Consider the following 23,227-nt stretch of genomic DNA (forward strand, 5'->3'; position numbering starts at 1 on the left):
TTCCGCCAGAGTGGGAGGTACGATTAGCGCAGCATAATCGTACGAATGAAAGTCACCGATGCCGCAGGGCAGAATGCCACCGGCACCCACGTCGAGCAGATCAAAGCCCAAGTCAAAACCGACACCACCACCGACACGGTACAGGCCAACAGCGGTGCGATTGCGAACAACTTTGATAAAGATGCGGTGCAGAAAGAGATTGGGCTGCAAGTGGCAGTCACTCAGCAGTTTGATACCACGCGCCAAGGGGTGAAGGCCGAGATTAATAAGCAGGTGGACAAACAGCAGCAGGCCGTCAAAGAAGCCGAAGCCGTATTAACACTTAATCCGAATGATCAAGCCGCAGTGCAGAAATTAAACGAGGCCAATGCAGCGATTAAGAACTGGCAGCAAGGCGGTGTACTGGTGGATATGATCGCAGGCGGCTTGTCGGGGCCAACCTCTACCGGCGCAGCGGGTACGATTGCCAATGCGGCCGCACCGGCACTTCAGTATGCCGTAGGGCAGTACTTCAAAGGTCAACAGGCCGAAGGCTCCACCGCACATATTGTGGCGCATACCGTATTGGCCGCTGCCGCTGCCGTTGCCGCTGCGGGTGGCAATGATGCGTTGACCGCAGGGATTTCAGCGGGCGCATCAGAGGCCTTGGCTCCTGGGTAATACCCCCTAAAAAAGCCAGCACCTAAAAGTAGAACCCTTTAAACTAACCCAAAGGAGTTTTACATGAAAGTATCCAAATTCAGCGACAGCCAAATCGCCAGCATTCTAAAACAAGCCGAGTCAGGCGTACCCGTACCCGCACTGTGTCGTGAGCATGGCATCAGCAGTGCCACCTTCTACAAATGGCGCAGCAAATACGCAGGCATGGACGCAAACCTCATGAGCCGCCTCAAAGCCTTAGAAGCCGAGAACACGCGCCTGAAAAAACTCTATGCCGAATCCCAGCTGCACACCGACATCCTCAAGGAGTGCCTTGCAAAAAAGTAAGCGCGTCATCTCGTAAAGAGATGGCGCAACAACTGCACAACGATAAAAACATCAGCATCCGTGCGTCCTGCGGTAATCCCCCCTAAAAAGGCGGTATCTAAAAGTAGAATCAGCACAAGTCCTGCGTTTAGTGCAGGACGCGTGAGTTTGCTAAAGCCATCATACGCGTTTGCGCTGGAGTGAATCCACCGAGCGACATATGAGGACGGTTGTTATTGTAACACCACAGCCACTGTGTCGCCTCGATTTGAGCGTGTTCGAGTGACTCAAATAATGTCTGATTGAGCAATTCATAGCGCATGGTTCGGTTAAAGCGTTCAATGTAGGCGTTCTGCTGTGGGTTTCCAGGTTGGATGTAGAGCAGTTTAATGCCGTGCTTTTGCGCCCATTGCTGGTAGTGGTGGCTGATGAATTCTGGGCCGTTGTCCGAGCGTATCGCTTGAGGTTTACCACGCCATTCAATGAGTTGGTCGAGATAGCGCGTCAGCGTGGTTGCGGGGATTGAGAAGTTGATTTCTGCCAACAACCCTTCTCGGTTGTGGTCGTCAATGACGTTGCATGAGCGGATGCTGCGCCCATCCTCGAGGTTGTCGTGGGTGAAGTCGATTGACCACGTCACATCCATTGCGTCGGGCACTTCGAGTGGTTGCGGTGTTTCTCGGTCAAGGCGTTTGTTGGGAATCAGGCGCAAGTTGAGCCCGAGTTTGCAGTAAATGCGGTAGATGCGTTTGTGGTTGTATTTCCAGCCCAAGACGTTGCGGATGTGCAGGTAGCATAATCGAAAGCCCCATGTGTTTTGTCCTTTGGTGGTGGTCAACTCGATCAGTTTAGCGGCTATCATGGCGTTGGCTTGCGCGCGCGTTGGGATGTGGCGAAAGCGTTTTTCTGAGATACTCATGAGTTCGCAGGACGCACGGATGCTGATGTTTTTATCGTTGTGCAGTTGTTGCGCCATCTCTTTACGAGATGACGCGCTTACTTTTTTGCAAGGCACTCCTTGAGGATGTCGGTGTGCAGCTGGGATTCGGCATAGAGTTTTTTCAGGCGCGTGTTCTCGGCTTCTAAGGCTTTGAGGCGGCTCATGAGGTTTGCGTCCATGCCTGCGTATTTGCTGCGCCATTTGTAGAAGGTGGCACTGCTGATGCCATGCTCACGACACAGTGCGGGTACGGGTACGCCTGACTCGGCTTGTTTTAGAATGCTGGCGATTTGGCTGTCGCTGAATTTGGATACTTTCATGTAAAACTCCTTTGGGTTAGTTTAAAGGGTTCTACTTTTAGGTGCTGGCTTTTTTAGGGGGTATTACCCTGCGAACTCATGAGTATCTCAGAAAAACGCTTTCGCCACATCCCAACGCGCGCGCAAGCCAACGCCATGATAGCCGCTAAACTGATCGAGTTGACCACCACCAAAGGACAAAACACATGGGGCTTTCGATTATGCTACCTGCACATCCGCAACGTCTTGGGCTGGAAATACAACCACAAACGCATCTACCGCATTTACTGCAAACTCGGGCTCAACTTGCGCCTGATTCCCAACAAACGCCTTGACCGAGAAACACCGCAACCACTCGAAGTGCCCGACGCAATGGATGTGACGTGGTCAATCGACTTCACCCACGACAACCTCGAGGATGGGCGCAGCATCCGCTCATGCAACGTCATTGACGACCACAACCGAGAAGGGTTGTTGGCAGAAATCAACTTCTCAATCCCCGCAACCACGCTGACGCGCTATCTCGACCAACTCATTGAATGGCGTGGTAAACCTCAAGCGATACGCTCGGACAACGGCCCTGAATTCATCAGCCACCACTACCAACAATGGGCGCAAAAGCACGACATTAAACTGCTCTACATCCAACCTGGAAACCCACAGCAGAACGCCTACATTGAACGCTTTAACCGAACCATGCGCTATGAATTGCTCAATCAGACATTATTTGAGTCACTCGAACACGCTCAAATCGAGGCGACACAGTGGCTGTGGTGTTACAATAACAACCGTCCTCATATGTCGCTCGGTGGATTCACTCCAGCGCAAACGCGTATGATGGCTTTAACAAACTCACGCGTCCTGCACTAAACGCAGGACTTGTGTTGATTCTACTTTTAGATGCCGCCCTTTTAGGGGGTATTACCAGTGCATATAGATTTTAATTGGTTAAGATCTTTTACCTTTAAGTCCTAAACTTTTTTTAATCGCATAATACCTATCTTCAGATATTATATTTTTAATAATATTTTTAGGTTTCATAAAGAAAATGATAATTTTTTTATAAAATACCCATTTAAATGGTACTGACTTTAACTCTTTCACCATAACTCCCAAAGTATTGCTCTTATCGTAAAGAGTTGATAATGAAAGTCCATCTTCATAGTATTCAATTACTTTAACTATAAGTGGACTAGTGTATATATTTGATGGAATTTGATAATAAAAAAGATGTTCAAAACCATTTTTAAAATATTTCTCTGGATATTGTAAATCGCACAGTAAAATTGAGCCAGATGACGGAGTAAAGTAGAGCCACTGAGCATTAAAAAAATAGACCGAAGTCCTCGTAGAGGATTGTATCGTAAATCCCGATATCATAAACTCAATCAACCGTCCAAATTAGCCTCCTTATCATTTTTGCGTCGTTTACGCGCCTCAAGTCGGTAGCTATCACCATTCATTTCAAGGATATGAGCATGATGTGTGAGTCTGTCGAGCAAAGCGCCAGTCAAACGCTCGGAACCAAACACCGAAGTCCATTCATCAAACGGCAAGTTACTGGTGACCAATGTTGCCCCTTGCTCATAGCGTCGGCTAAAAACCTCGAACAACAACTCAGCACCCACAGCGGTAAACGGCACATAACCCAACTCATCAACAATCAGCAATTGCACTCGCGCCAATTGTTTTTGCAAAGCCCGTAAACGCCGCTCATCCCGCGCCTCCATCAGCTCATGCACCAACGCGGCAGCGGTACTGAAGAAGACCGAATGATTCTTCTGGCAAGCCGCCAATCCCAATGCCAGAGCGGTATGGGTTTTACCCGTCCCCGCATTGCCCAAAGCAATCACCGACTCACGCTGTTCAATCCACTCGCAACGTGCCAATTCAAGCACCAATGATTTGTTCAAGCTCGGAATCGCCTTAAAGTCAAACGTGTCCAGCCCTTTGACTTGCGGAAACTTGGCTTGGCGAATTCGCCTCTCGATGTTGCGCCGCTCGCGGTCGATGTGTTCGAGTTCGCACAGGCGCAGTAAGTAACGCTGATAGTCCACATCGCCTTGAGCGCATTCAAGTGCCACCTTCTCGTGTTCGCGTACAAAGGTGGGCAAACGCAGTTGCTTCAAATGGTGGTTGAGTAATACGGCTGGCGGCACAGAGGTTTCCATCGTTGACAATTGATTAAGCGACATGGCGCACCTCCTGTGTCAACAGGCTCATGTAAGCACGGGTATCAGTCGTGCCCACCGATGCTTGTGGTACGTGTGGATAAGCCGATAGATTCAAACGTGGCTGACGACGCTCATGCTTGGCCAATACCAAATGTTTGACCGCATCATAACTGATGGTGGACAAACGCAAAGATTCCTCAACCGCAACGGCGACTTCTTCCTCACCAAAGTCTTCAAGCAATCGCAATACCTGAATGTACTCACGCCGTCCCCCATTGCCCAAACGAGCTTCCATCAACCTGCGCAGTCGCTCGAAGTCCTCTGGCAAAGCCCAACCGTGTAACGGTGCAGCTTGATTGAGTGCATTCGGCTTGGTTTCGAGTAAAGCCAGATAATGCAAAGGGTTATAGACAAACTGCGCTTTGCCATAATTGCGCTCATGCACGGCAATCACCTTGGCTGCGTGACCAATCACGACTCTGTCCACATAACCACGCACCTGCACGGTTTGATAGGCATATTCGGTCGGAACCGAATAGTCGTTGCAGCGATAGCGCACCAATGACAGCGAACTGACTTTGGTGGATACCGATTCACACGCATCGAACGGCACGTCGCTCAACGGCAAGAAATGTGCTTTGTCTGCCTGCAACCGTGCGCCAATCGTCCCCGAATGTCCACGCAATACAGCCTTTAGCCGCCGCTCGCATGCCTCTTGTAAACGCACATTGAGCTCATCAAGGGATTGCACACGTGGCATCGGCACTAGAAAGTTACGGCGACTATAGCCCACAATGCCTTCCACCTTTCCCTTGTCATTGCCACGCGCAGGTCGTCCGAAGCGCGTATCAAACAGATAATGACAGTGTAGACGTTTGAACGCATCGGTGAGCGTGCGCTCTTTGGTTTGTTTGTTGATACTCGACACCAACATCTTGCTGTTGTCGTACAGAATCGATTGCGGAATGCCGCCCAACCAAGCAAATGCGCTGACATGGCCATCGAGCCATGCCTCTGTGGTCTCGGCTGGGTAAACCTTCACATAGAATGCATCAGAATGCGGTAATGACAGGCAAAAGTAATGCACGCGCGTCTTGCAGCCGCGATAGATGATGTCGGTCTCGCCAAAGTCTGCTTGCGCTTGACCCGCTGGATGATGCAAAGGCATAAACACCTCTCGCATCCGTAACTGTTGTTTCATGACATAGCTGCGCACAATCGTATAGCCACCCGTAAAACCGTGCTCGTCTCGCAATCGTTCCAAGATTCGTTTGGCGGTGTGGCGCTGCTTCTTGATGACCAATTTGTCGTCTTCGAGTATCTGGTCAATGATGCCCGTAAATGCATCCAGCTTGGGGGAAACGGGGGCCGCTTTGCGGCGATAACCAGGTGGCAGATGGTGTTTGACCATCTTGGCGACCGTGTTGCGTGATAATCCTAATTCTTGAGCCACCGAGCGGCGACTGCGACCTTCTATCAGCACAGCTCGTCTGACTTGTGCGTATGTGTCCACTGTAAACATCCTTATTGCGCTTCCTTTGCTCTTCTAAAAGCAAAGTCTAACGCGCTTAACAGTGGCTCACTTTTACTCCGCGTTTTTTAAACATACTGCGCGGTAAGTGGCTCAGTTTTAAAGTGTCATTTACAAATTCAGAAGTGAATTCTCAAAATACTACTGGATCAACCAATAACCAAAGTTTGGAGTCGAAATGAACTCATGGTGGAAACTATCTATTGCAGGTCTAATCGGGATGATTGCTCCAATCTCTGCATTTGCCACTCAGTATGTTAATGGTCTACTAGACATTGCACAAACAGTCAATGTTTCGAAAAAGGAAATGACACGTATTTCTATCGAAGATGGGTACATATCAGACTTGCAGGCAATTGTAGGGGAACTTGATACCAAAAAAGATGAAGTTACCGGCCAGGTCTATATTCGACCTTTAGTATCAAAGCCAATCAATTTATTTATTAAATCTGAGCGTGGAAATAACTATTTATTGAAGCTTAAACCCACAGTGATGGATGCAGATAGCATCATCATTCGTGAAGGCAGCGCTGTGCGTGAAAATCAGGCTCGTGCTAATCAGTCAACATTGAGTCAATCACGAGAATTACAACGTAATTCCGAAGCTTATACTTCCTCAATCAAAAGTTTTATTAAAGCAATTACTACGCGACAACTTGATGGTGATGTTTCATGTGGTGATTACAGTGGCGAAGAGGTTCCTTTATGGAAGGAAGCATTCTTCGTCAAGATTGGCCAATGCACCACTCCGAATATGCAGGCTCAACTTTTTAATTTGACAAACATTTCTGGTAAACAAATGGTTTTAGATGAACAGGAGTTTTTTAAGAAGGGGGTTATTGCCGTTGTTATTTTGGAGCACCAATGGTAATACCCCCTAAAAGGGCGGCATCTAAAAGTAGAATCAACACAAGTCCTGCGTTTAGTGCAGGACGCGTGAGTTTGTTAAAGCCATCATACGCGTTTGCGCTGGAGTGAATCCACCGAGCGACATATGAGGACGGTTGTTATTGTAACACCACAGCCACTGTGTCGCCTCGATTTGAGCGTGTTCGAGTGACTCAAATAATGTCTGATTGAGCAATTCATAGCGCATGGTTCGGTTAAAGCGTTCAATGTAGGCGTTCTGCTGTGGGTTTCCAGGTTGGATGTAGAGCAGTTTAATGTCGTGCTTTTGCGCCCATTGTTGGTAGTGGTGGCTGATGAATTCAGGGCCGTTGTCCGAGCGTATCGCTTGAGGTTTACCACGCCATTCAATGAGTTGGTCGAGATAGCGCGTCAGCGTGGTTGCGGGGATTGAGAAGTTGATTTCTGCCAACAACCCTTCTCGGTTGTGGTCGTCAATGACGTTGCATGAGCGGATGCTGCGCCCATCCTCGAGGTTGTCGTGGGTGAAGTCGATTGACCACGTCACATCCATTGCGTCGGGCACTTCGAGTGGTTGCGGTGTTTCTCGGTCAAGGCGTTTGTTGGGAATCAGGCGCAAGTTGAGCCCGAGTTTGCAGTAAATGCGGTAGATGCGTTTGTGGTTGTATTTCCAGCCCAAGACGTTGCGGATGTGCAGGTAGCATAATCGAAAGCCCCATGTGTTTTGTCCTTTGGTGGTGGTCAACTCGATCAGTTTAGCGGCTATCATGGCGTTGGCTTGCGCGCGCGTTGGGATGTGGCGAAAGCGTTTTTCTGAGATACTCATGAGTTCGCAGGACGCACGGATGCTGATGTTTTTATCGTTGTGCAGTTGTTGCGCCATCTCTTTACGAGATGACGCGCTTACTTTTTTGCAAGGCACTCCTTGAGGATGTCGGTGTGCAGCTGGGATTCGGCATAGAGTTTTTTCAGGCGCGTGTTCTCGGCTTCTAAGGCTTTGAGGCGGCTCATGAGGTTTGCGTCCATGCCTGCGTATTTGCTGCGCCATTTGTAGAAGGTGGCACTGCTGATGCCATGCTCACGACACAGTGCGGGTACGGGTACGCCTGACTCGGCTTGTTTTAGAATGCTGGCGATTTGGCTGTCGCTGAATTTGGATACTTTCATGTAAAACTCCTTTGGGTTAGTTTAAAGGGTTCTACTTTTAGGTGCTGGCTTTTTTAGGGGGTATTACCCAATTACAACCCAATGAAAAAACCGATGTGTATGTAGTTTTTGCGAATTGATTGGAATTGTAATGAAATTTGGCAATAAAACCCCCATGAGTTCTGCACGCAAACGACAATTGATGACGGCGGTGACAATTTTTGGAGTGATTACTGCAATTGGCGCAGGCACAGCTTTTTTTACCAAGCGTAATGCGGCAGAGAATCAGAAAATGCAAGAGCCGGTGAAAAAGATAGAGCAAACCGACCTTAGTAAGCCGGATCAGATTTTAGATGGACCGGCTGTCTGGCAAGCAGATAAGGGAGCAAAGGTAGATTCACTCGAACAACGAATTGCTCAGCTTGAAAAGGAAAAGGCTCAGCAATTGGAAAATGGGAATGCCACTGCATTACCAAATATTGATCTTAGTAAGACACCACCTCCACCAGTTGCTCCTGAAGGAATTAAAGCTGGAGGTACGTTGTCAGTAGAGTCCAATCAGTCACTTATTGAGTCCATTACATTGTCTCGCCAACCTAATATGGCAAATCTTCAAAATGCAGGCAATTCAGATATCGCGAATAGTGGATATACAGCCAAGGTTAGTGGGGTGCGACCTAACATTGAAGTGGTTTCTGATGGCGGAAAGGTAATAAATAATTCAGCAGTCAATGAAGGAACTTCATCAGGAAATTTTCGAGCGCAAAAGTCCTACGTTCCAAGTGGTACGTTCTTCCGAGTGGTCTTGCTTGGGGGGATTGATGCGCCGACTGGGGGTGAAAGCCAAACAGCCAACCCCCATCCAGTATTAATGCGAGTAGCGGATATGGCTCAATTACCCAATCGCGTTCGGCAAAACTTCAAGGAGTGTTTCATTACAGGAACGGGCTATGGAGATCTTAGCTCAGAAAGAGCAATGATCCGCACAGAGCAACTTTCGTGTGTAGATAAAGATGGCAAAGCAATTGATATCGCCATTAAGGGATGGATCGCTGGTGAGGATGGCAAGGCTGGTATTCGCGGCAGACTTGTCTCTAAACAAGGCGCGGTTCTAAAAAATGCACTCATTAGTGGTGTATTAAGTGGCCTTGGTCAAGGATTTACGACTGCCGCAACTGCCACAACCACCACCGCATTGGGCACCGTGAGTTCAGTATCCAACGGCAAACAACTGCAATCCGCTTTAGGTTCTGGGGCAGGTAATGCCTTTGATCGCTTGGCGCAGTACTACATAAAGCTGGCTGACAAAATGTTCCCAGTCATTGAAGTTGACGCAGGAAGACGTGGAGATGTTGTTTTACTCAAGGGTTTTACGATTGGAGAATAAAATGAAATTGAAGGCCTTAGTTGCATGTATTTTAGGATTCCATATTCTAACTGGATATGCTGGAGAAGTAACTTCTGTGTCAGGTGTTGAACCTGAGAAATGGACAGATTCAGATGCGGTTATGGCTAATCTTAAAAGAAATTATCCAGCAACAAGTTTCACGGATATTAAAAAGACCCCTATTGATGGTATTTATCAACTCGTTTTGGGTAAAAACATAGTTTATGTTGAAAAAAATGGAAGGTACTTCCTATTTGGGCGCATGTTCGACATGTTGGAGCAAAAAGACCTGACCGGTGATGTGATCGCACAAGAGTCGAAAGTAAACTTTGCCGATTTGCCACTCAAGGATGCGATCAAAGTGAAAAAGGGTAATGGTAAAAGAACATTTGCAGTCTTTACCGATCCAGATTGCCCATACTGCAAGCAGTTAGAGTCAACTATTTCACGGATGGATGATTACACGATGTACCTATTCCTGTACCCAATTGCATCACTACATCCGAATGCAACTGAGGTTGCCGAATCAATTTGGTGCCAATCTAATCCAGCGAAATCATTCCAAGAATATGTGCTAGATGGGGTAAAGCCTACTATTAAAAAATGTGCCAATCCAATCCAGCGCAATATTGCGTTGGCTGATAAATACGGAATTTCGGGCACGCCTACCTTGATTCATAGCAATGGTTCTATTTCTCCTGGTGCGATGCAACGTCAAGACATGGAAAACTGGTTAGGGAGTAATAAATGAATATTCGGTTTCTCTTAGGAATCGCAGCGTTAGTATGTCTTTCAGCATGCTCAACCAGTGGTTTAGATGCTTCAAGTAATTTTAAGTGTTCGTATGCAGATAATTTCGCAGGCTGTAGTTCTTTGTCAAAAGTATATGATGGCTCAGTTAATGGTGGGGCATTAGATAAAACTTCATTAGCAAATACCGAACTCCGAAAAGGGTTGTACTCAGGTATGCCAGTAAGAACTCCGGAGTCTATCCTTCGAATTTGGATCGCACCTTGGGAAGACAAGGAAGGTGATTTACGTGATCAATCCTTCGTATACGTTGCTGTACGAAGTTCTAAATGGAATATTTCACACAATTTTGAAAATATCATTGAAGAATATCGCCCAACAATTCGACTGTTAGGGGATGGAACCAGTAATTCGGCTTCTGACGGAAATTCAGAAAAGGCTATTACAAATGAAAATTGGTTGGATAAGGCTGAAACAATGCCGGATACAACCAAGGATCCATTGCAATCGCCACCCAATTTAATTCCAGACCCAAAGTAAGAAGATTATGCTGACCTATTTGAAAAATCTATTCATTGGTGTGGATGATAACGACGCAATACCCGAGGCATTCGAACGAGATCCGGTTGCTCCAGCATTTGCTCATCTAAGTGAATATTTGAGCTATGCCGCATGGAAAGATGAAGAGGAGTTGTTCTATCTGGATTATCCGAACGAAGGGAAAAACAAACCTCAAGGACTAGGGTTTGTTATTGAATTGAATCCCATTTTGGGTGCAGATGATGAAGTCATGCAACGATTGATGTCTGTATTACAAACGCTTCCACAGAATGTTGGTGTTCAATTTTCCATTTTAGGTAGCCCCCTCATTGATGACTTTTTGAATGGATATTCAGCAATACAAGCCAGACGGCTTGCCTCTGGTAATGATAAATTGGAACCGACGTTATTTGCCGAACTTGCCAAAAAGAGAGTCTCATGGTGGCGTAAAGGCAGTTTGGATGGGTTGTATAGCGGTAATCCAATGCGATTTAGAAACTTTCGCGCAATATTATCCGTCAATGTGCCAGAAAGTAATATCAACAGTAAATACGACTTAGAACGAATTCTCAATATGCGTGAAGGATTGATAGCCGGTTTGAAGGCATCCAATATGTATTTACGCAAGTGGGGGCCTGTAGATTTAATTGAATGGACTCGCAATCTACTCAATCCTGAACGTATGGTTTACGGAAAAAACCGTGAAATTGCAGATGAATGGGATGAATTAATGCCATTGAGAGATCAAATGATTTCTCCATCAACATCAATGAAAGTTGTCAATAGTGGTCGTGAGTTACGTTTTGGGTGCAAGGAGAACGGCGATGCAGTTTCTGTACGATGTTTATCTGTTTCTCAATACCCCGGTTCAAAACCATTTCATCTTTCAGGTATGGGTCATCTGATTGGCGATCCTGTTCAAATCAATCTGAATTACACATGTCCATTCTTAATCACAATGAATGTGGTGCGGTCAGATTTTGAAACGAGTAAGGCAAAAGTCACTCTAAAATCTGCTAGAGCTACCACCAATGCTTCTTCTCCAATGGCAAAGGTTCTTCCGGAGTTCGGGAAAAAGGCAAGGGATTGGCAAATCGCTCTCGAGTCTTTTGAGGACGGTTCTGGCGGCACAATTGAATTGTTTCATTTAGTTACCTTATTCGATAAGCCTGAGCGAATTACTGCGTCCGAAAATGCTGCACGAGCAATATGGCAAACCAATGGGTTCTCACTCGCAGAAGATCAATACTTGCAAATACAGTCCTATTTGGCATCACTACCCATGTGCTTGAACAAAGACATGATTAAACACTTGGATGAGAGGAAACGCTTTGTTACCAAAACATTGGTCAATGCGGTTGCATTAAGCCCTGTTATAGGCGAGTGGCGTGGCGTTATGAAGGGTGTATCAGAAGCCGTTATTGGATTATTTGGCCGAAATGGTCAGGCCATGGGCATTGATTTATTTGCCAATCCATCAGGGAACTACAACGCAGCTGTGATAGGCACTTCTGGTTCAGGGAAATCCTTCTTTATAAATGAGCTTGTACGGAACTATTTGGGTGCTGGCGCTCGAGCTTGGGTAATTGATGTGGGTCGGTCCTATCAAAAATTATGCCAATTTCTAGGCGGTCAATATATTGAGTTCGATTCTGAGTCAAAAATCATCATTAATCCTTTTGACATGATCAAGGATTTTTCAGATGAGTTGACGATGCTGAAACTCATTTTCTCGTTAATGATTGCTCCGAGTGAAGGCTTAAATGATTATCAAATGTCCCGTTTGGAACTGGCGATCATTAATACCTGGAATAAATTGGGTGTTACTGCACAGAATGACGATTTACAGGTTGAGTTGATGAGCATGAGGGAGCAAGATGGCTCTCTGAATATGATTGCTTATCGAATGGGTGAACAACTTCAGTCATTTACATCTAAAGGTGTTTATGGTCGTTGGTTCACCGGTAAGTCGAATCTTGAGTTCACGAGTGATTTCGTGGTGCTGGAGATGGAAGAATTAAAATCAAAGCCAGATCTCCAGCAAGTGATCATGCGCTTTGTCATGTACCGCATTACCCAAGAAATGTATTTGAATCGTGGCCAACCAAAAATCGTTGTCATTGATGAGGCATGGGATCTATTAGCTGGTAACGAAAGTGCGGGCAAGTTTATTGAGGATGGTTATCGACGAGCACGTAAATATGGTGGTGCATTCATTACAGGCACCCAAGGTGCGGATGACTATTTGCGTACACCAGCAGCGCTGGCAACCCTGAGTAATTCTGACTGGATTTTCATTTTACGTGGTAAAGAAATTACCATCGAAACACTTAAGAGCCAAATTAATTTGACACCGTATATGGTTTCACGAATCCGTTCATTGAATACAGAGGCGGGTCAATACAGTGATATTTTCGTTTATTGTGGATCTGCTGGATATGGTATCGGTAGATTGGTGTCGGATCCTTATAACGCATTACTATCGTCTACCAAATCTGAAGACTTTGAGGCAATACGACAAAAACAAGCGCATGGATTATCAATTGGTGATGCGGTCGGGGCTGTATTGGCAGACCGAGGTTATATTTTAGAAGAGGAAATAGCAGCATGAACGAAATTGAGAAACTAAGTAAGGATACTCACAACGAGAATTCATCAGATGTACCCGGCGTTTCGCTGTGGTTGGCAATAGTTATGAGCTTTTTGGCCAGCATCCTGATCGTTTCGTTTTATCACTTTATGGTTGTTCGTGGAAAACCGAGTTTGACCATTGGCCTTGTGGATTTGCAGGCGATTATGCGCGAGATTGAAGAAGAGGCACGTAAATCTATGGTTGACAATGAGAATGCTACTGATGAACAACGTTCCAAAGCAGCAAGTATCTACGAATCACGAATGAAGAACCTTCAAACAGCAATTAATGAGGTTGGAAAAAACTGTCAATGCACATTGATGATTAAAGCCGCATTCTTGAACAATGAAACCAATAAAGAGCATGGCATTACGGAATATACCTCTGACGTTCGAAAACTGATTGGTTTGGGAGAAAAGTAATGCCTTCATCACGCCAAAAAATTTATGAATTGAATTCTGATGATATCACGCCATTTCAGAGGATTCACCGAGCCATGTTTGATTGGCTACCTTGGTTTTTTCTCTTTGGTTTAGTTTTATATGGAATTAGCAAAACCATTCTCATTGCTCATAATTTTTCTGATTCATTGCCAGGTACTTGGTATGTCATTAATCGTTTAAACAACCAAGTAATCCCAGGAGGGCTTGAAAAAGGCGATATTGTCGGCTTTAAATACTATGGAGAGGTCTACCCACATGGCACTGTATTTGCAAAACACATGGTGGGTATGCCTGGAGATATTGTTACTGAGAAAGAGCGTGAATTTTTTATTAATGGCATTTCAGTTGGTAAGGCCAAAGAGAAAAGTTTAGTGGGAGAGCCATTGGAAATGAATTCATTTCGTGGTGTCATTCCAGCAGGCAAGTTTTGGTATGCAACAGATAGCAAAGATGGATTTGACAGTCGTTATCAAATCAGTGGGCTTGGAGATTTTCAGGACATTATTGGTAAAGCATATTTACTGTTCTGAACTGAATCAGATGGCGTTGGATGGAGGTTGTCATGAAATTATCGTATAAAGTATTTGGTTTGGCTACTACGGTTGTCAGTATGGGAGCTACCGTAGCAATTTCTGCAATCATACCGTCCCTCGCTACTGAAAAAATGGGGCCAACGTATCCAGTTGTTGAAAAGGATGCAATTGAAACAATTACCAATAAACTCAAGGAAGCTCAAGCCCAAGGCAAGCTTCAAGAACTTGAAAAAGAGGCACTTCAAAGAGCAGATCAGTACTTGATGTCACCTACTCCAGTTACCGGCATTCATCAAGTTGAGCAAGCCAATATCCGTTACTTTGATCCAACATGGATACTGGATCAAGATTTATTTGATGATAATGGTAATCGAATTGCTTCAAAAGGAACCAGAGTAAATCCACTGGATGTTATGCCTGTCACAAAACAAATGTTCTTTTTTGATGGGAGAGATGATCGTCAAATCGCTAAGGCAAGTGAATTGGCAGAAAAATATGGCATAACATTTGTCCCGATTCTGGTTGCAGGAAGTTGGGTTGAAACTTCAAAGAAAATGAATCAGGCTGTTTATTTTGATCAGCAAGGACGATTAAGTGAGCGTTTGACGATCAACTCTGTACCTGCCTTGGTGACTCAAGAGGGTAAGTTGATGCGGATTGAGGAAATGAAGCCGTGAAGACCGTACTCAAATTTATTGCCTGCATGATTATGTTTACATGCTCAACCGTTAGAGCGGCGGATACCGGTGTAAATGCAGTGAAGAATCTCACGTGTTCTGGAAAATTCCTGAATCCAATTACCGACATTTGTTGGTCTTGTGTGCTGCCAATCAAAATTGCCAGCAATTACAAGTTCATGGATATGAGCTCACAAGAAGACTATGATTCAATGGAGGGTAAAGGGAAGATGATGTGCGCCTGTGGTAGTGCTCCCAATACAAAACTGGGAATTCAATTGTCATTTTGGGAGCCGACGCACATCGTTGAAACAGTACGCCACCCGTTCTGCTTCGTTTCCCTCGGCGGTGCAAATATTGGTGGTAATTTTGATAGTGCTACGCAATCTAATAGTAACTTCAATAAGTGGTTTGGAGGTTCGCATGGCAATAATGGTACAACTCCTGACGCCTCAAATAGCACTACTTTTTACCATGCTCATTGGTACAAAAATCCAGTGATTACGTTGCTACAAGTCATTTTGGACAATGATTGTCTCGATAAAGGCGTAGGTATGGATCTGGGTTGGTTGAGTGAAATTGATCCTACCTGGAAAAATCCAGATATTGCATTTTTGCAATCGCCGGATGCTGCACTATTTGCCAATCCTATCTCACAAGCATTATGTGCGGCTGATTGCGTCAACGCAAACCTAGGATTTCCATCAAAGTCGCTATTTTGGTGTGCAGGTTGCTTGGGCTCAATATATCCCTATACCGGTTTCATTCAGGCGCAGGCATCTCCAGTTCAAGCTGCAAAATTAATGGCCGCTCGTGTTCAATCGAAAATGCACAGAGATTTTGCTGCACATACCGCAACTGGAGAGCGTGGTTTGTGTGGATTTCGATTGCAACCATTAATGGATAAACGCCAATACAAAATTGGTATGACTTACCCAATTGCTGCCCGTAAAGAGCAAGTACTAAGCGGGATGACGGCTCAACAAGCAGATCTGGTTAAAACAGGAAAATGTTGTGAGCCACTGGGTCGAACACCTCTCGTTCGTGATTCAGGGAAATCATTTCCATATAAGGGGCAAGATTTTGCCTATCAAGTTTTCCGGAAGCGCGATTGTTGTTCAGGTTATAAGTTCAATAATTAATTGATTAAAGGCAGAGACCTCAAATGAATACTATGAAAATGGTTCTAAGCACTGTTTTGATGAGTGTGATTGCCGTGGCCTTGGCAAAAGATATAGCCATAGATAAGACCGAAATTCAACGTGCGGCTGAGCAAGCTAAAACAGTTATAAATAAGGTTCAAACAGAATCAATCAATGTTGAGGATGTCAGAAGAACGCCTCAAATTCCAGATATGCAATCTCAAGGTGCGAATATTCATTCGGAACAATCAATTGATCCAATGGTTATTGCCAAAGAAATGGAATCCAAGACTTCCGTACAAAGCCATAATGTTAATATGGATAGCTTTAAGTCAGGTAGCTTGGTTGTATTTGTTTCAATGTCTATGCCAGAACCTAGTTTAAAACGAATCGCTCGCGAAGCTGCAAAAGTAGGCGGTGTGTTGATGCTACGCGGTTTTGTGAATGACTCATTGATGCAAACTGTATCTGCGACCAAAGAATTGGCAAATTTAGGAGTCGAAATTCAAATAAATCCGGACTTATTCCGTGCTTATGAAGTTAACGCGGTTCCCACCTTTGTTTTGGCTGTCAATCCTGAATCTCAAGCTGGTTGTGCGGGTAAAACGATGTGCCAAAACCATATCAAACTGGAGGGTGATGCCAGCTTAACCTCAGTACTGGAAAAAATGTCATTGTCAAATGACAAGAAGATGGCAACCTTGGCTGAATCAAAGCTATCAGTGCTTCGGGGTGAGTTGCCATGAAGCAATTATTGATCCGTTTTTACATCCTTGCCTTGTACAGTATTTCAGCTTTTGGTCAAACTATGACTAATGAGCAAATACAGAATGCAATTAATGAAATTGGAAATAAAGCTGTAAGTACCAGTGTATCGGTACAAAAGCCTTCAGATTTTGTGCCGAAATACAGCGAATCGGGTGCTGGTAATGATTTGTTTGGGGAGGGTGATGTCACACCAGTAGGTCAAGGTGGTGTCAAAATCACAGACTGCTCAACCAAGGCATTGGATTCTAATCTATACAATCGTCAAGAGTGTGAAAGTATCAACTTTGTTTCAAGGAATAAAAGTATTCGCCCTAATATGACAGTTACAACTACAGATCCGGTGATTACGGGAAATCGGTCTGTGGTAAAGGATCCTTTAGTTGTTTTAGACAAATATGGATACCAATATCCTAAAAACTCTGATGGCTCAGTTGGTACATTTCCTGCTGGCTCATGCAAGCCGACCACTACTACAATTAGTCCACAATACGAAGAACGTGTTTGCACAGACTATCGTGGTGCCGAGAATTTTATGTGTAAGCAAGTGTTGAAATACACCGTTGTTCCACATTTTAATTATAGATGCAATGACGTACTTGGCGAAAATACAATCGAAAAATGCTCTAAGAGATTGGTTGTGCGGTAATCCCCCCTAAAAAGGCGGTATCTAAAAGTAGAATCAGCACAAGTCCTGCGTTTAGTGCAGGACGCGTGAGTTTGCTAAAGCCATCATACGCGTTTGCGCTGGAGTGAATCCACCGAGCGACATATGAGGACGGTTGTTATTGTAACACCACAGCCACTGTGTCGCCTCGATTTGAGCGTGTTCGAGTGACTCAAATAATGTCTGATTGAGCAATTCATAGCGCATGGTTCGGTTAAAGCGTTCAATGTAGGCGTTCTGCTGTGGGTTTCCAGGTTGGATGTAGAGCAGTTTAATGCCGTGCTTTTGCGCCCATTGCTGGTAGTGGTGGCTGATGAATTCTGGGCCGTTGTCCGAGCGTATCGCTTGAGGTTTACCACGCCATTCAATGAGTTGGTCGAGATAGCGCGTCAGCGTGGTTGCGGGGATTGAGAAGTTGATTTCTGCCAACAACCCTTCTCGGTTGTGGTCGTCAATGACGTTGCATGAGCGGATGCTGCGCCCATCCTCGAGGTTGTCGTGGGTGAAGTCGATTGACCACGTCACATCCATTGCGTCGGGCACTTCGAGTGGTTGCGGTGTTTCTCGGTCAAGGCGTTTGTTGGGAATCAGGCGCAAGTTGAGCCCGAGTTTGCAGTAAATGCGGTAGATGCGTTTGTGGTTGTATTTCCAGCCCAAGACGTTGCGGATGTGCAGGTAGCATAATCGAAAGCCCCATGTGTTTTGTCCTTTGGTGGTGGTCAACTCGATCAGTTTAGCGGCTATCATGGCGTTGGCTTGCGCGCGCGTTGGGATGTGGCGAAAGCGTTTTTCTGAGATACTCATGAGTTCGCAGGACGCACGGATGCTGATGTTTTTATCGTTGTGCAGTTGTTGCGCCATCTCTTTACGAGATGACGCGCTTACTTTTTTGCAAGGCACTCCTTGAGGATGTCGGTGTGCAGCTGGGATTCGGCATAGAGTTTTTTCAGGCGCGTGTTCTCGGCTTCTAAGGCTTTGAGGCGGCTCATGAGGTTTGCGTCCATGCCTGCGTATTTGCTGCGCCATTTGTAGAAGGTGGCACTGCTGATGCCATGCTCACGACACAGTGCGGGTACGGGTACGCCTGACTCGGCTTGTTTTAGAATGCTGGCGATTTGGCTGTCGCTGAATTTGGATACTTTCATGTAAAACTCCTTTGGGTTAGTTTAAAGGGTTCTACTTTTAGGTGCTGGCTTTTTTAGGGGGTATTACCGTGCGATGCCAAGCTGGAGCAAATAATTGTGCGCAATCTGGTGTAGTGCCTACAAGTTATGATACTGACATGAAGACAATCTTTACTCCATTAGGTGGTGGTGATTATAAGATTTCATATGGTGTCATTGGTGATCAATATTGGGGAGGAGGTAGTTATCAGACTGGCAATTTTTACTATCGCCATCTAAAAGTCAATATTAAGAATAAATCTCAACTCACCAAATTTGTTTTATCTAGGGTTGATTGGGATGATTGGGTCATTATTCGGATCAATGGACAAATTGTCTTTAAAGACGCGGAAATCGAAGACCGATTAGAAGCTGTAACCTCAAAAAACTGCCCAAAGCTAGGCTTTAATAGTACTAGCAAAACCTGTCTTCAAATTGGACCTAACAAGTATGCCTTCGCACAACACCATAATTCGTGGAAGGCAAACCCAAATATTGAATTAAAGCAATTCCTTAATGAAGGTGAGAATGATATTTTCGTAACTGTAGTGGTTTACGATGGTGGAGAATTCTATTCAGAGTTTATCACTCAAATGTTTTGTCCAGCAACTTGCACTGAAGCTTGGCAGAATCTGTGCACCACACTCGAAGAAAGGGCGAAATAATGACCAATCTTTACTTCGAGAAGTCGGATAATTCGCCATCATTTTGGCAACGAATTGTGTCTGCATTCATGTCAATCGTAATATTGGCACATATTTTCATTCCTTCAATTGCTACAGCGGCAGAGTGCATTAAAACCGCATCGATTTGTGTTGAAGGATCGGAGACTAGGCTGATTGATGATGTTCCTGTTACTAAGGATTGCTGGCGCTATGAAGACACTTACTCGTGCACAACAGCAGTTGCAGGACAAAAAGCATGTGATCCACTAGCCAATAAATCAGGATGCGGCCAAACTTTTTCAAACTGTTTACAGAAAGGTTTGAATGGAGAGTGTATTCGATTTACGCGTGATTACACTTGCTCATCCGACTTGAAGAAGGATTATTCGGGGAGTTTACCAGTCGGTATTACAGAACTTGATCCTACCCACGAAATATCAAAAACATGGGATGAATCAGATTGTACCAATAAGACCGCAAATCTGACTGCCTGTAGCAATACGAATACAACCTGTAGTGCAAGCGCTGAAACTCGTGAAATTAATGGCGTCTCAATTACTGAGCCATGCTGGGAAAATACCAAGGAATATCAATGCTTGAGTGGACAAAATCAGACTGTCTGTGATGCGGCGACAGATGCCAATTGTCGTCAAACTTCTGTTACATGCCAAAATATGGTGAATGGGGTTTGCCAAACAAGTTCAACAAAGTTTCAATGTCTAGTACGTGCAGGAACCACCACACCTTCAGACACTTGCAAGGACCAAGATTTTGCCAAGGTAATGACTGGGTTAGAAGGATCCCGTGAATTTGCTCGATATTTCGATACCAATTCAATGACGTTCTTCAATGGTACAGATTCACGTTGTTCTATTAAACTCGGCGGCTCATTAGGAGGTAACTGCTGTAGAACCGCTGAAAGTGCTGACAAATGGAAGGATGCTGCAATTAGCGCTGCTGCCAGTTATGGGGTGAATGCAGTAATTGCCCCAGCAGTAAGTTCTTATACATACTCAATTATCGTAACACAATCATCAAGCTTGGTCGCATCGATGACTACAGCAGCTGTATCTGCTGCTGGGGTGAATATGGCTGGTACAGCAACGATTGTTACTGCTCCAAGCGTAGGTACTGCTGGAGTAGGTATAACTGCCACTGGATCTGGTCAACTTGCATTTGCAATTAATCCGGCAATGATGGCGATTGCGATTGCGATTATGTTGGTTCAGATGTGGTTGCAGTGTTCACCCGATGAGCAAAAGGTTGCTCTACGTAAGAAGGCAGGACTTTGTACCTATGTAGGGTCCTATTGTTCAAGTAAGTTTTTAGGCGCTTGTGTCGAAAAATCACAAACATATTGCTGCTACGTATCCAAGTTGGCTCGCATTATCAGTGAAGGTGGCCATGCTCAATTAAAAAAATCCTACGGTAGTCCAGAGTCACCAGATTGTTCTGGATTTAACCAAAATGAAATGTCTCAGCTGGATTTATCAAAAATTGATATGAGCGAGTTTTTTAATGAGCTTCAATACAAAACTTTAGACTCGGCAAGCACAATAAAGAATGCTAATACAGCAACACAGCAAATTTTTCAAGGAGGTACGGGTGGTTATTACAATCAATAAAGGGCTTATAGCCATTCTGGTTGGGGTATTGGTAAGTACTCATGCTATGAGCCAACCTTCGAAGTATGCGTTAATCAATGAAAAACCGGAAGTGTCAAATCTATCAAATGCCATACCAATGCCAGATGGTGATGTGCGGCCAATACTTGCCATGGCAGTTCAGCAGGGTCAAGCATTAGGTGTTTTAACCGGAAATGCAGCAAAACAAATTGCAGAAAAATTTGGCGCAGATAGTAAGGTGTTTGTGCGCGCAGTGAAAATGCGTGATCAGTTTGAAGGTTGTCCGAAAGTAATAGCTAAATTTTTTCAACCGGGGACACCAAACGAATATGAAGTGGCATTTAAAGTCTGCCCAAAATAAAGGTATACATGGATCATGAAAAAGCTATTTGTAATTTTACTTGTTGTGATGAATTATTCCTCAACCCATGCCATGGAGGGTGGAAACCCTTGGTATGAACAACGCGCGCTATTTGATCCAGATCGCCCGTATCTCTATTATCCGGATCAAGAAGTCAAATCTAAGAAGGCGGAAGCGCGTTTGCCACAAACACCTCAAGAAGCTCAAGCTGCTTTGGAACAACTTCAGGAAAGCCTGAAATTGTCCCGCGCATTAGCAGTGATGAACCCTTCATCAGAAAACATCAAAAACTATATTCAGATGCAGGAAGTAGCAATGGAAAAGTCATCGGTCTTTGCAGATCAGTGGCGGCGAACCCTTTGGGCCAATCCTCAGCTGGACTATTCATTGAAAGGACGCCCTACTCAACAATTGGCCATCCAAATGTATGACAAAAACCGTGATACGCAGACAGACAATATCATCAAGTATGTTGCGCAAAATCAAGGCTTGGTTTGGTTTGTCCGAAGCGATTGTTCATATTGTCATGCGTTCGCACCTATTTTGCAACAATTGAAACAAGCCTATGGCATGAGGATTATGACGGTTAGCCTCGACGGTCGTGGTGTTCCAGGCTTTGAAGATGCGCTGCCGGACAATGGAATTGCGGCACGCTTGGGAGTTTCTGTCACACCAACGCTTTTTATAGCCGATACCAAGAGACGTCAATACATTCCCCTTGGCGCGGGCTTCATGTCCATGCAAGAGCTAACCAATCGCTTCAATGTTGTATTTACGCAGGCAGGAAGTCAATTCTAAATACTGGAGAGAAGGTATGAACGCTTATCAATTGGCAGAAAAAACCGGCCAATTATTGGCCGAAAAAGGTGTTGCCCTTACTGAGGGTGATTGGATACATGTTTTGCAGACAATCGGTGATGTTGCTCGATCAGAACTGCATCAAGGGCATCAAGTGGTCTTGTTGGGCTTAGGAAAGCTCGTTCCTATCAAGTTAGATCAAGATGAAGCGATTGTGCGATTTAGAGCATCCAATGCTCTTAAGTCGCGATCTTGCGATTCTGTGAAGGAGAGTCTTAATGAAACAGTTTAAGAAGTCAATCATTGTTGCCGCAATGATCTCAACATCAGCTCATGCCGGTGTCGAAAGTGACATGGCGGACATGTTCAATAGCATGGGTGCTGTTACGAGCTATACAGAATCTGGCGCATATCGCTCACAAGCTGCCAATATGTATACTGGTGGTGGATTTAGTGCGAAATGGGGAAATAAGACGATATCGCCATTCCAAATTCAATTACCAAGCGTGAAGGGTGGATGTGGCGGTATAGATTTCTTCTCTGGCGCATTCTCATTTGCAAATAAAGAGCAATTTGTCCAATTCGTTCGAAACTTGGGCAACAACGCGGTCGGTGTTGCATTTGATATTGCTTTGAGTACTCTGGATCCACTGATTCAAGACAAGATATCTTCAATACGGGACTTGGTTAACCGAGTGAATGGGATGGGGCTCAATTCTTGTGAATCTGCACAACACCTCGTCGGTGGGTTAGCAGGGATGATTGGAGAAGGAATTAAAAATCAATGTGAAGCCAAAGCCACGAGTTCTGGTTCAGCGGCAGATGGAGCTGAAGCAAAATGGATCTGTAGTGATACCAGCAAAATGATCAGCCAGCAATTGACAGCTCGAAGTGATGCAATCAATAAAAAAGGAAATCCAAACTCAGTTAGCTTTACTGGTGGCAATACAACTCTCTATGCTTTATCAAAATACGGCATATCAGACGAAGAAAAAACATGGCTGTTGAGTATTTTGGGCACCGCAATTGTTAAAGAGCCTAAAACAGGGGACACCGCCAATCTGGTGGAACCTGAGTTTATTGCGCCTACAATTATGGGAGTAGAAGACATTACTAGAACATTGGGGGTGCAAGGCGCTGCAAATATGTAGTAGCC

General features: G+C 44.9%; 22 protein-coding genes and 4 pseudogenes. 20 read left to right on the forward strand and 6 right to left on the reverse strand.

Annotation, left to right across the window (positions count from 1 at the left end):
* Positions 1 to 45 precede the first annotated feature (45 nt).
* Both ACZ41M_RS02785 and tnpA read left to right on the forward strand, forming a co-directional pair.
* A complete protein-coding gene (locus ACZ41M_RS02785; protein ID WP_464730383.1) occupies positions 46 to 660 on the forward strand; it encodes a hypothetical protein in 615 nt (204 codons plus the stop codon).
* 63 nt (positions 661 to 723) lie between these two features.
* A pseudogene (gene tnpA, locus ACZ41M_RS02790) lies at positions 724 to 1,058 on the forward strand (IS66 family insertion sequence element accessory protein TnpA); the annotation flags it as partial.
* Between the two features lie 56 nt (positions 1,059 to 1,114).
* On the opposite strand, the pseudogene ACZ41M_RS02795 reads toward tnpA, so the two are convergent.
* Positions 1,115 to 2,226 (reverse strand): annotated as a pseudogene (locus ACZ41M_RS02795) (IS3 family transposase).
* A gap of 78 nt (positions 2,227 to 2,304) precedes the next feature.
* Between ACZ41M_RS02795 and ACZ41M_RS02800 the strand changes: the two are divergent.
* On the forward strand, positions 2,305 to 3,075 hold the full coding sequence (locus ACZ41M_RS02800; protein ID WP_464730382.1) for an IS3 family transposase: 771 nt from the start codon (positions 2,305 to 2,307) through the stop codon (positions 3,073 to 3,075).
* A 78-nt stretch (positions 3,076 to 3,153) separates the two neighbouring features.
* On the opposite strand, the gene ACZ41M_RS02805 is transcribed toward ACZ41M_RS02800, so the two are convergent.
* The 3 genes from ACZ41M_RS02805 to istA are packed head-to-tail and all read right to left on the reverse strand — an operon-like array spanning position 3,154 to position 5,901.
* Complete coding sequence (locus ACZ41M_RS02805) at positions 3,154 to 3,585, reverse strand: hypothetical protein (protein ID WP_464730381.1); 432 nt, start codon at positions 3,583 to 3,585, stop codon at positions 3,154 to 3,156.
* A gap of 8 nt (positions 3,586 to 3,593) precedes the next feature.
* The gene (istB, locus tag ACZ41M_RS02810) at positions 3,594 to 4,400 is read right to left on the reverse strand and encodes an IS21-like element helper ATPase IstB (RefSeq protein WP_464730363.1); all 807 of its coding nucleotides are present in this window, start codon (positions 4,398 to 4,400) and stop codon (positions 3,594 to 3,596) included.
* Positions 4,390 to 5,901, reverse strand: a complete 1,512-nt coding sequence (gene istA / locus ACZ41M_RS02815; RefSeq protein ID WP_464730362.1) for an IS21 family transposase — start codon at positions 5,899 to 5,901, stop codon at positions 4,390 to 4,392. The genes istB and istA overlap by 11 nt, the downstream gene beginning before the upstream one ends.
* 187 nt (positions 5,902 to 6,088) lie before the next feature.
* On the opposite strand from istA, the gene ACZ41M_RS02820 reads away from it, so the two are divergent.
* Positions 6,089 to 6,781, forward strand: a complete 693-nt coding sequence (locus ACZ41M_RS02820) for a TraK domain-containing protein (RefSeq protein ID WP_464730380.1) — start codon at positions 6,089 to 6,091, stop codon at positions 6,779 to 6,781.
* A gap of 51 nt (positions 6,782 to 6,832) precedes the next feature.
* Here the strand turns inward: ACZ41M_RS02820 and ACZ41M_RS02825 are convergent.
* Positions 6,833 to 7,944, reverse strand: a pseudogene (locus ACZ41M_RS02825) (IS3 family transposase).
* A gap of 130 nt (positions 7,945 to 8,074) precedes the next feature.
* On the opposite strand from ACZ41M_RS02825, the gene ACZ41M_RS02830 reads away from it, so the two are divergent.
* Genes ACZ41M_RS02830 through ACZ41M_RS02875 form a run of 10 tightly spaced genes read left to right on the forward strand, consistent with a single transcriptional unit; the run spans position 8,075 to position 17,441 of the window.
* Complete coding sequence (locus tag ACZ41M_RS02830) at positions 8,075 to 9,310, forward strand: TraB/VirB10 family protein (RefSeq protein ID WP_464730379.1); 1,236 nt, start codon at positions 8,075 to 8,077, stop codon at positions 9,308 to 9,310.
* Between the two features lies 1 nt (position 9,311).
* Positions 9,312 to 10,061: a DsbC family protein gene (locus ACZ41M_RS02835; RefSeq protein WP_464730378.1), complete on the forward strand. Its 750-nt coding sequence runs from the start codon at positions 9,312 to 9,314 to the stop codon at positions 10,059 to 10,061.
* A complete protein-coding gene (locus tag ACZ41M_RS02840; RefSeq protein WP_464730377.1) occupies positions 10,058 to 10,600 on the forward strand; it encodes a TraV family lipoprotein in 543 nt (180 codons plus the stop codon). Before ACZ41M_RS02835 ends, ACZ41M_RS02840 begins: the two co-directional genes overlap by 4 nt.
* Before the next feature lie 7 nt (positions 10,601 to 10,607).
* On the forward strand, positions 10,608 to 13,211 hold the full coding sequence (traC, locus tag ACZ41M_RS02845) for a type IV secretion system protein TraC (protein WP_464730376.1): 2,604 nt from the start codon (positions 10,608 to 10,610) through the stop codon (positions 13,209 to 13,211).
* Positions 13,208 to 13,654 carry a hypothetical protein gene (locus ACZ41M_RS02850; RefSeq protein WP_464730375.1) on the forward strand — a complete coding sequence of 149 codons (447 nt, stop codon included), beginning with the start codon at positions 13,208 to 13,210 and terminating at the stop codon, positions 13,652 to 13,654. Before traC ends, ACZ41M_RS02850 begins: the two co-directional genes overlap by 4 nt.
* Positions 13,654 to 14,205 (forward strand): S26 family signal peptidase, encoded by a 552-nt coding sequence (locus ACZ41M_RS02855; RefSeq protein WP_464730374.1) that lies wholly within the window; start codon positions 13,654 to 13,656, stop codon positions 14,203 to 14,205. The genes ACZ41M_RS02850 and ACZ41M_RS02855 overlap by 1 nt, the downstream gene beginning before the upstream one ends.
* A gap of 32 nt (positions 14,206 to 14,237) precedes the next feature.
* Positions 14,238 to 14,885 carry a type-F conjugative transfer system protein TraW gene (traW, locus tag ACZ41M_RS02860; RefSeq protein WP_464730373.1) on the forward strand — a complete coding sequence of 216 codons (648 nt, stop codon included), beginning with the start codon at positions 14,238 to 14,240 and terminating at the stop codon, positions 14,883 to 14,885.
* Complete coding sequence (locus ACZ41M_RS02865) at positions 14,882 to 16,027, forward strand: TraU family protein (protein ID WP_464730372.1); 1,146 nt, start codon at positions 14,882 to 14,884, stop codon at positions 16,025 to 16,027. The genes traW and ACZ41M_RS02865 overlap by 4 nt, the downstream gene beginning before the upstream one ends.
* 23 nt (positions 16,028 to 16,050) lie before the next feature.
* Positions 16,051 to 16,773, forward strand: coding sequence for a type-F conjugative transfer system pilin assembly protein TrbC (gene trbC / locus ACZ41M_RS02870; RefSeq protein ID WP_464730371.1), 723 nt, complete (start codon positions 16,051 to 16,053; stop codon positions 16,771 to 16,773).
* Positions 16,770 to 17,441: a hypothetical protein gene (locus ACZ41M_RS02875; protein ID WP_464730370.1), complete on the forward strand. Its 672-nt coding sequence runs from the start codon at positions 16,770 to 16,772 to the stop codon at positions 17,439 to 17,441. The genes trbC and ACZ41M_RS02875 overlap by 4 nt, the downstream gene beginning before the upstream one ends.
* Before the next feature lie 51 nt (positions 17,442 to 17,492).
* Here the strand turns inward: ACZ41M_RS02875 and ACZ41M_RS02880 are convergent.
* Positions 17,493 to 18,604: pseudogene (locus tag ACZ41M_RS02880) on the reverse strand (IS3 family transposase).
* 41 nt (positions 18,605 to 18,645) lie between these two features.
* Between ACZ41M_RS02880 and ACZ41M_RS02885 the strand changes: the two are divergent.
* From ACZ41M_RS02885 to ACZ41M_RS02910, 6 genes are read left to right on the forward strand one after another with little or no spacing between them, the layout of a single operon-like run.
* Complete coding sequence (locus ACZ41M_RS02885; RefSeq protein WP_464730369.1) at positions 18,646 to 19,287, forward strand: hypothetical protein; 642 nt, start codon at positions 18,646 to 18,648, stop codon at positions 19,285 to 19,287.
* Entirely contained in the window at positions 19,287 to 20,912 is a 1,626-nt protein-coding gene (traN, locus tag ACZ41M_RS02890; protein ID WP_464730368.1) for a conjugal transfer protein TraN, read from the forward strand. Before ACZ41M_RS02885 ends, traN begins: the two co-directional genes overlap by 1 nt.
* Positions 20,893 to 21,273 (forward strand): hypothetical protein, encoded by a 381-nt coding sequence (locus ACZ41M_RS02895; protein ID WP_464730367.1) that lies wholly within the window; start codon positions 20,893 to 20,895, stop codon positions 21,271 to 21,273. The genes traN and ACZ41M_RS02895 overlap by 20 nt, the downstream gene beginning before the upstream one ends.
* A 15-nt stretch (positions 21,274 to 21,288) precedes the next feature.
* The gene (locus ACZ41M_RS02900) at positions 21,289 to 22,071 is read left to right on the forward strand and encodes a conjugal transfer protein TraF (protein WP_464730366.1); all 783 of its coding nucleotides are present in this window, start codon (positions 21,289 to 21,291) and stop codon (positions 22,069 to 22,071) included.
* 16 nt (positions 22,072 to 22,087) lie between these two features.
* Complete coding sequence (locus ACZ41M_RS02905; RefSeq protein ID WP_464730365.1) at positions 22,088 to 22,363, forward strand: HU family DNA-binding protein; 276 nt, start codon at positions 22,088 to 22,090, stop codon at positions 22,361 to 22,363.
* Positions 22,350 to 23,222 carry a conjugal transfer protein TraH gene (locus ACZ41M_RS02910; RefSeq protein WP_464730364.1) on the forward strand — a complete coding sequence of 291 codons (873 nt, stop codon included), beginning with the start codon at positions 22,350 to 22,352 and terminating at the stop codon, positions 23,220 to 23,222. Before ACZ41M_RS02905 ends, ACZ41M_RS02910 begins: the two co-directional genes overlap by 14 nt.
* Positions 23,223 to 23,227 lie beyond the last annotated feature (5 nt).

The sequence above is a fragment of the Puribacter membranae genome, from assembly GCF_055380425.1.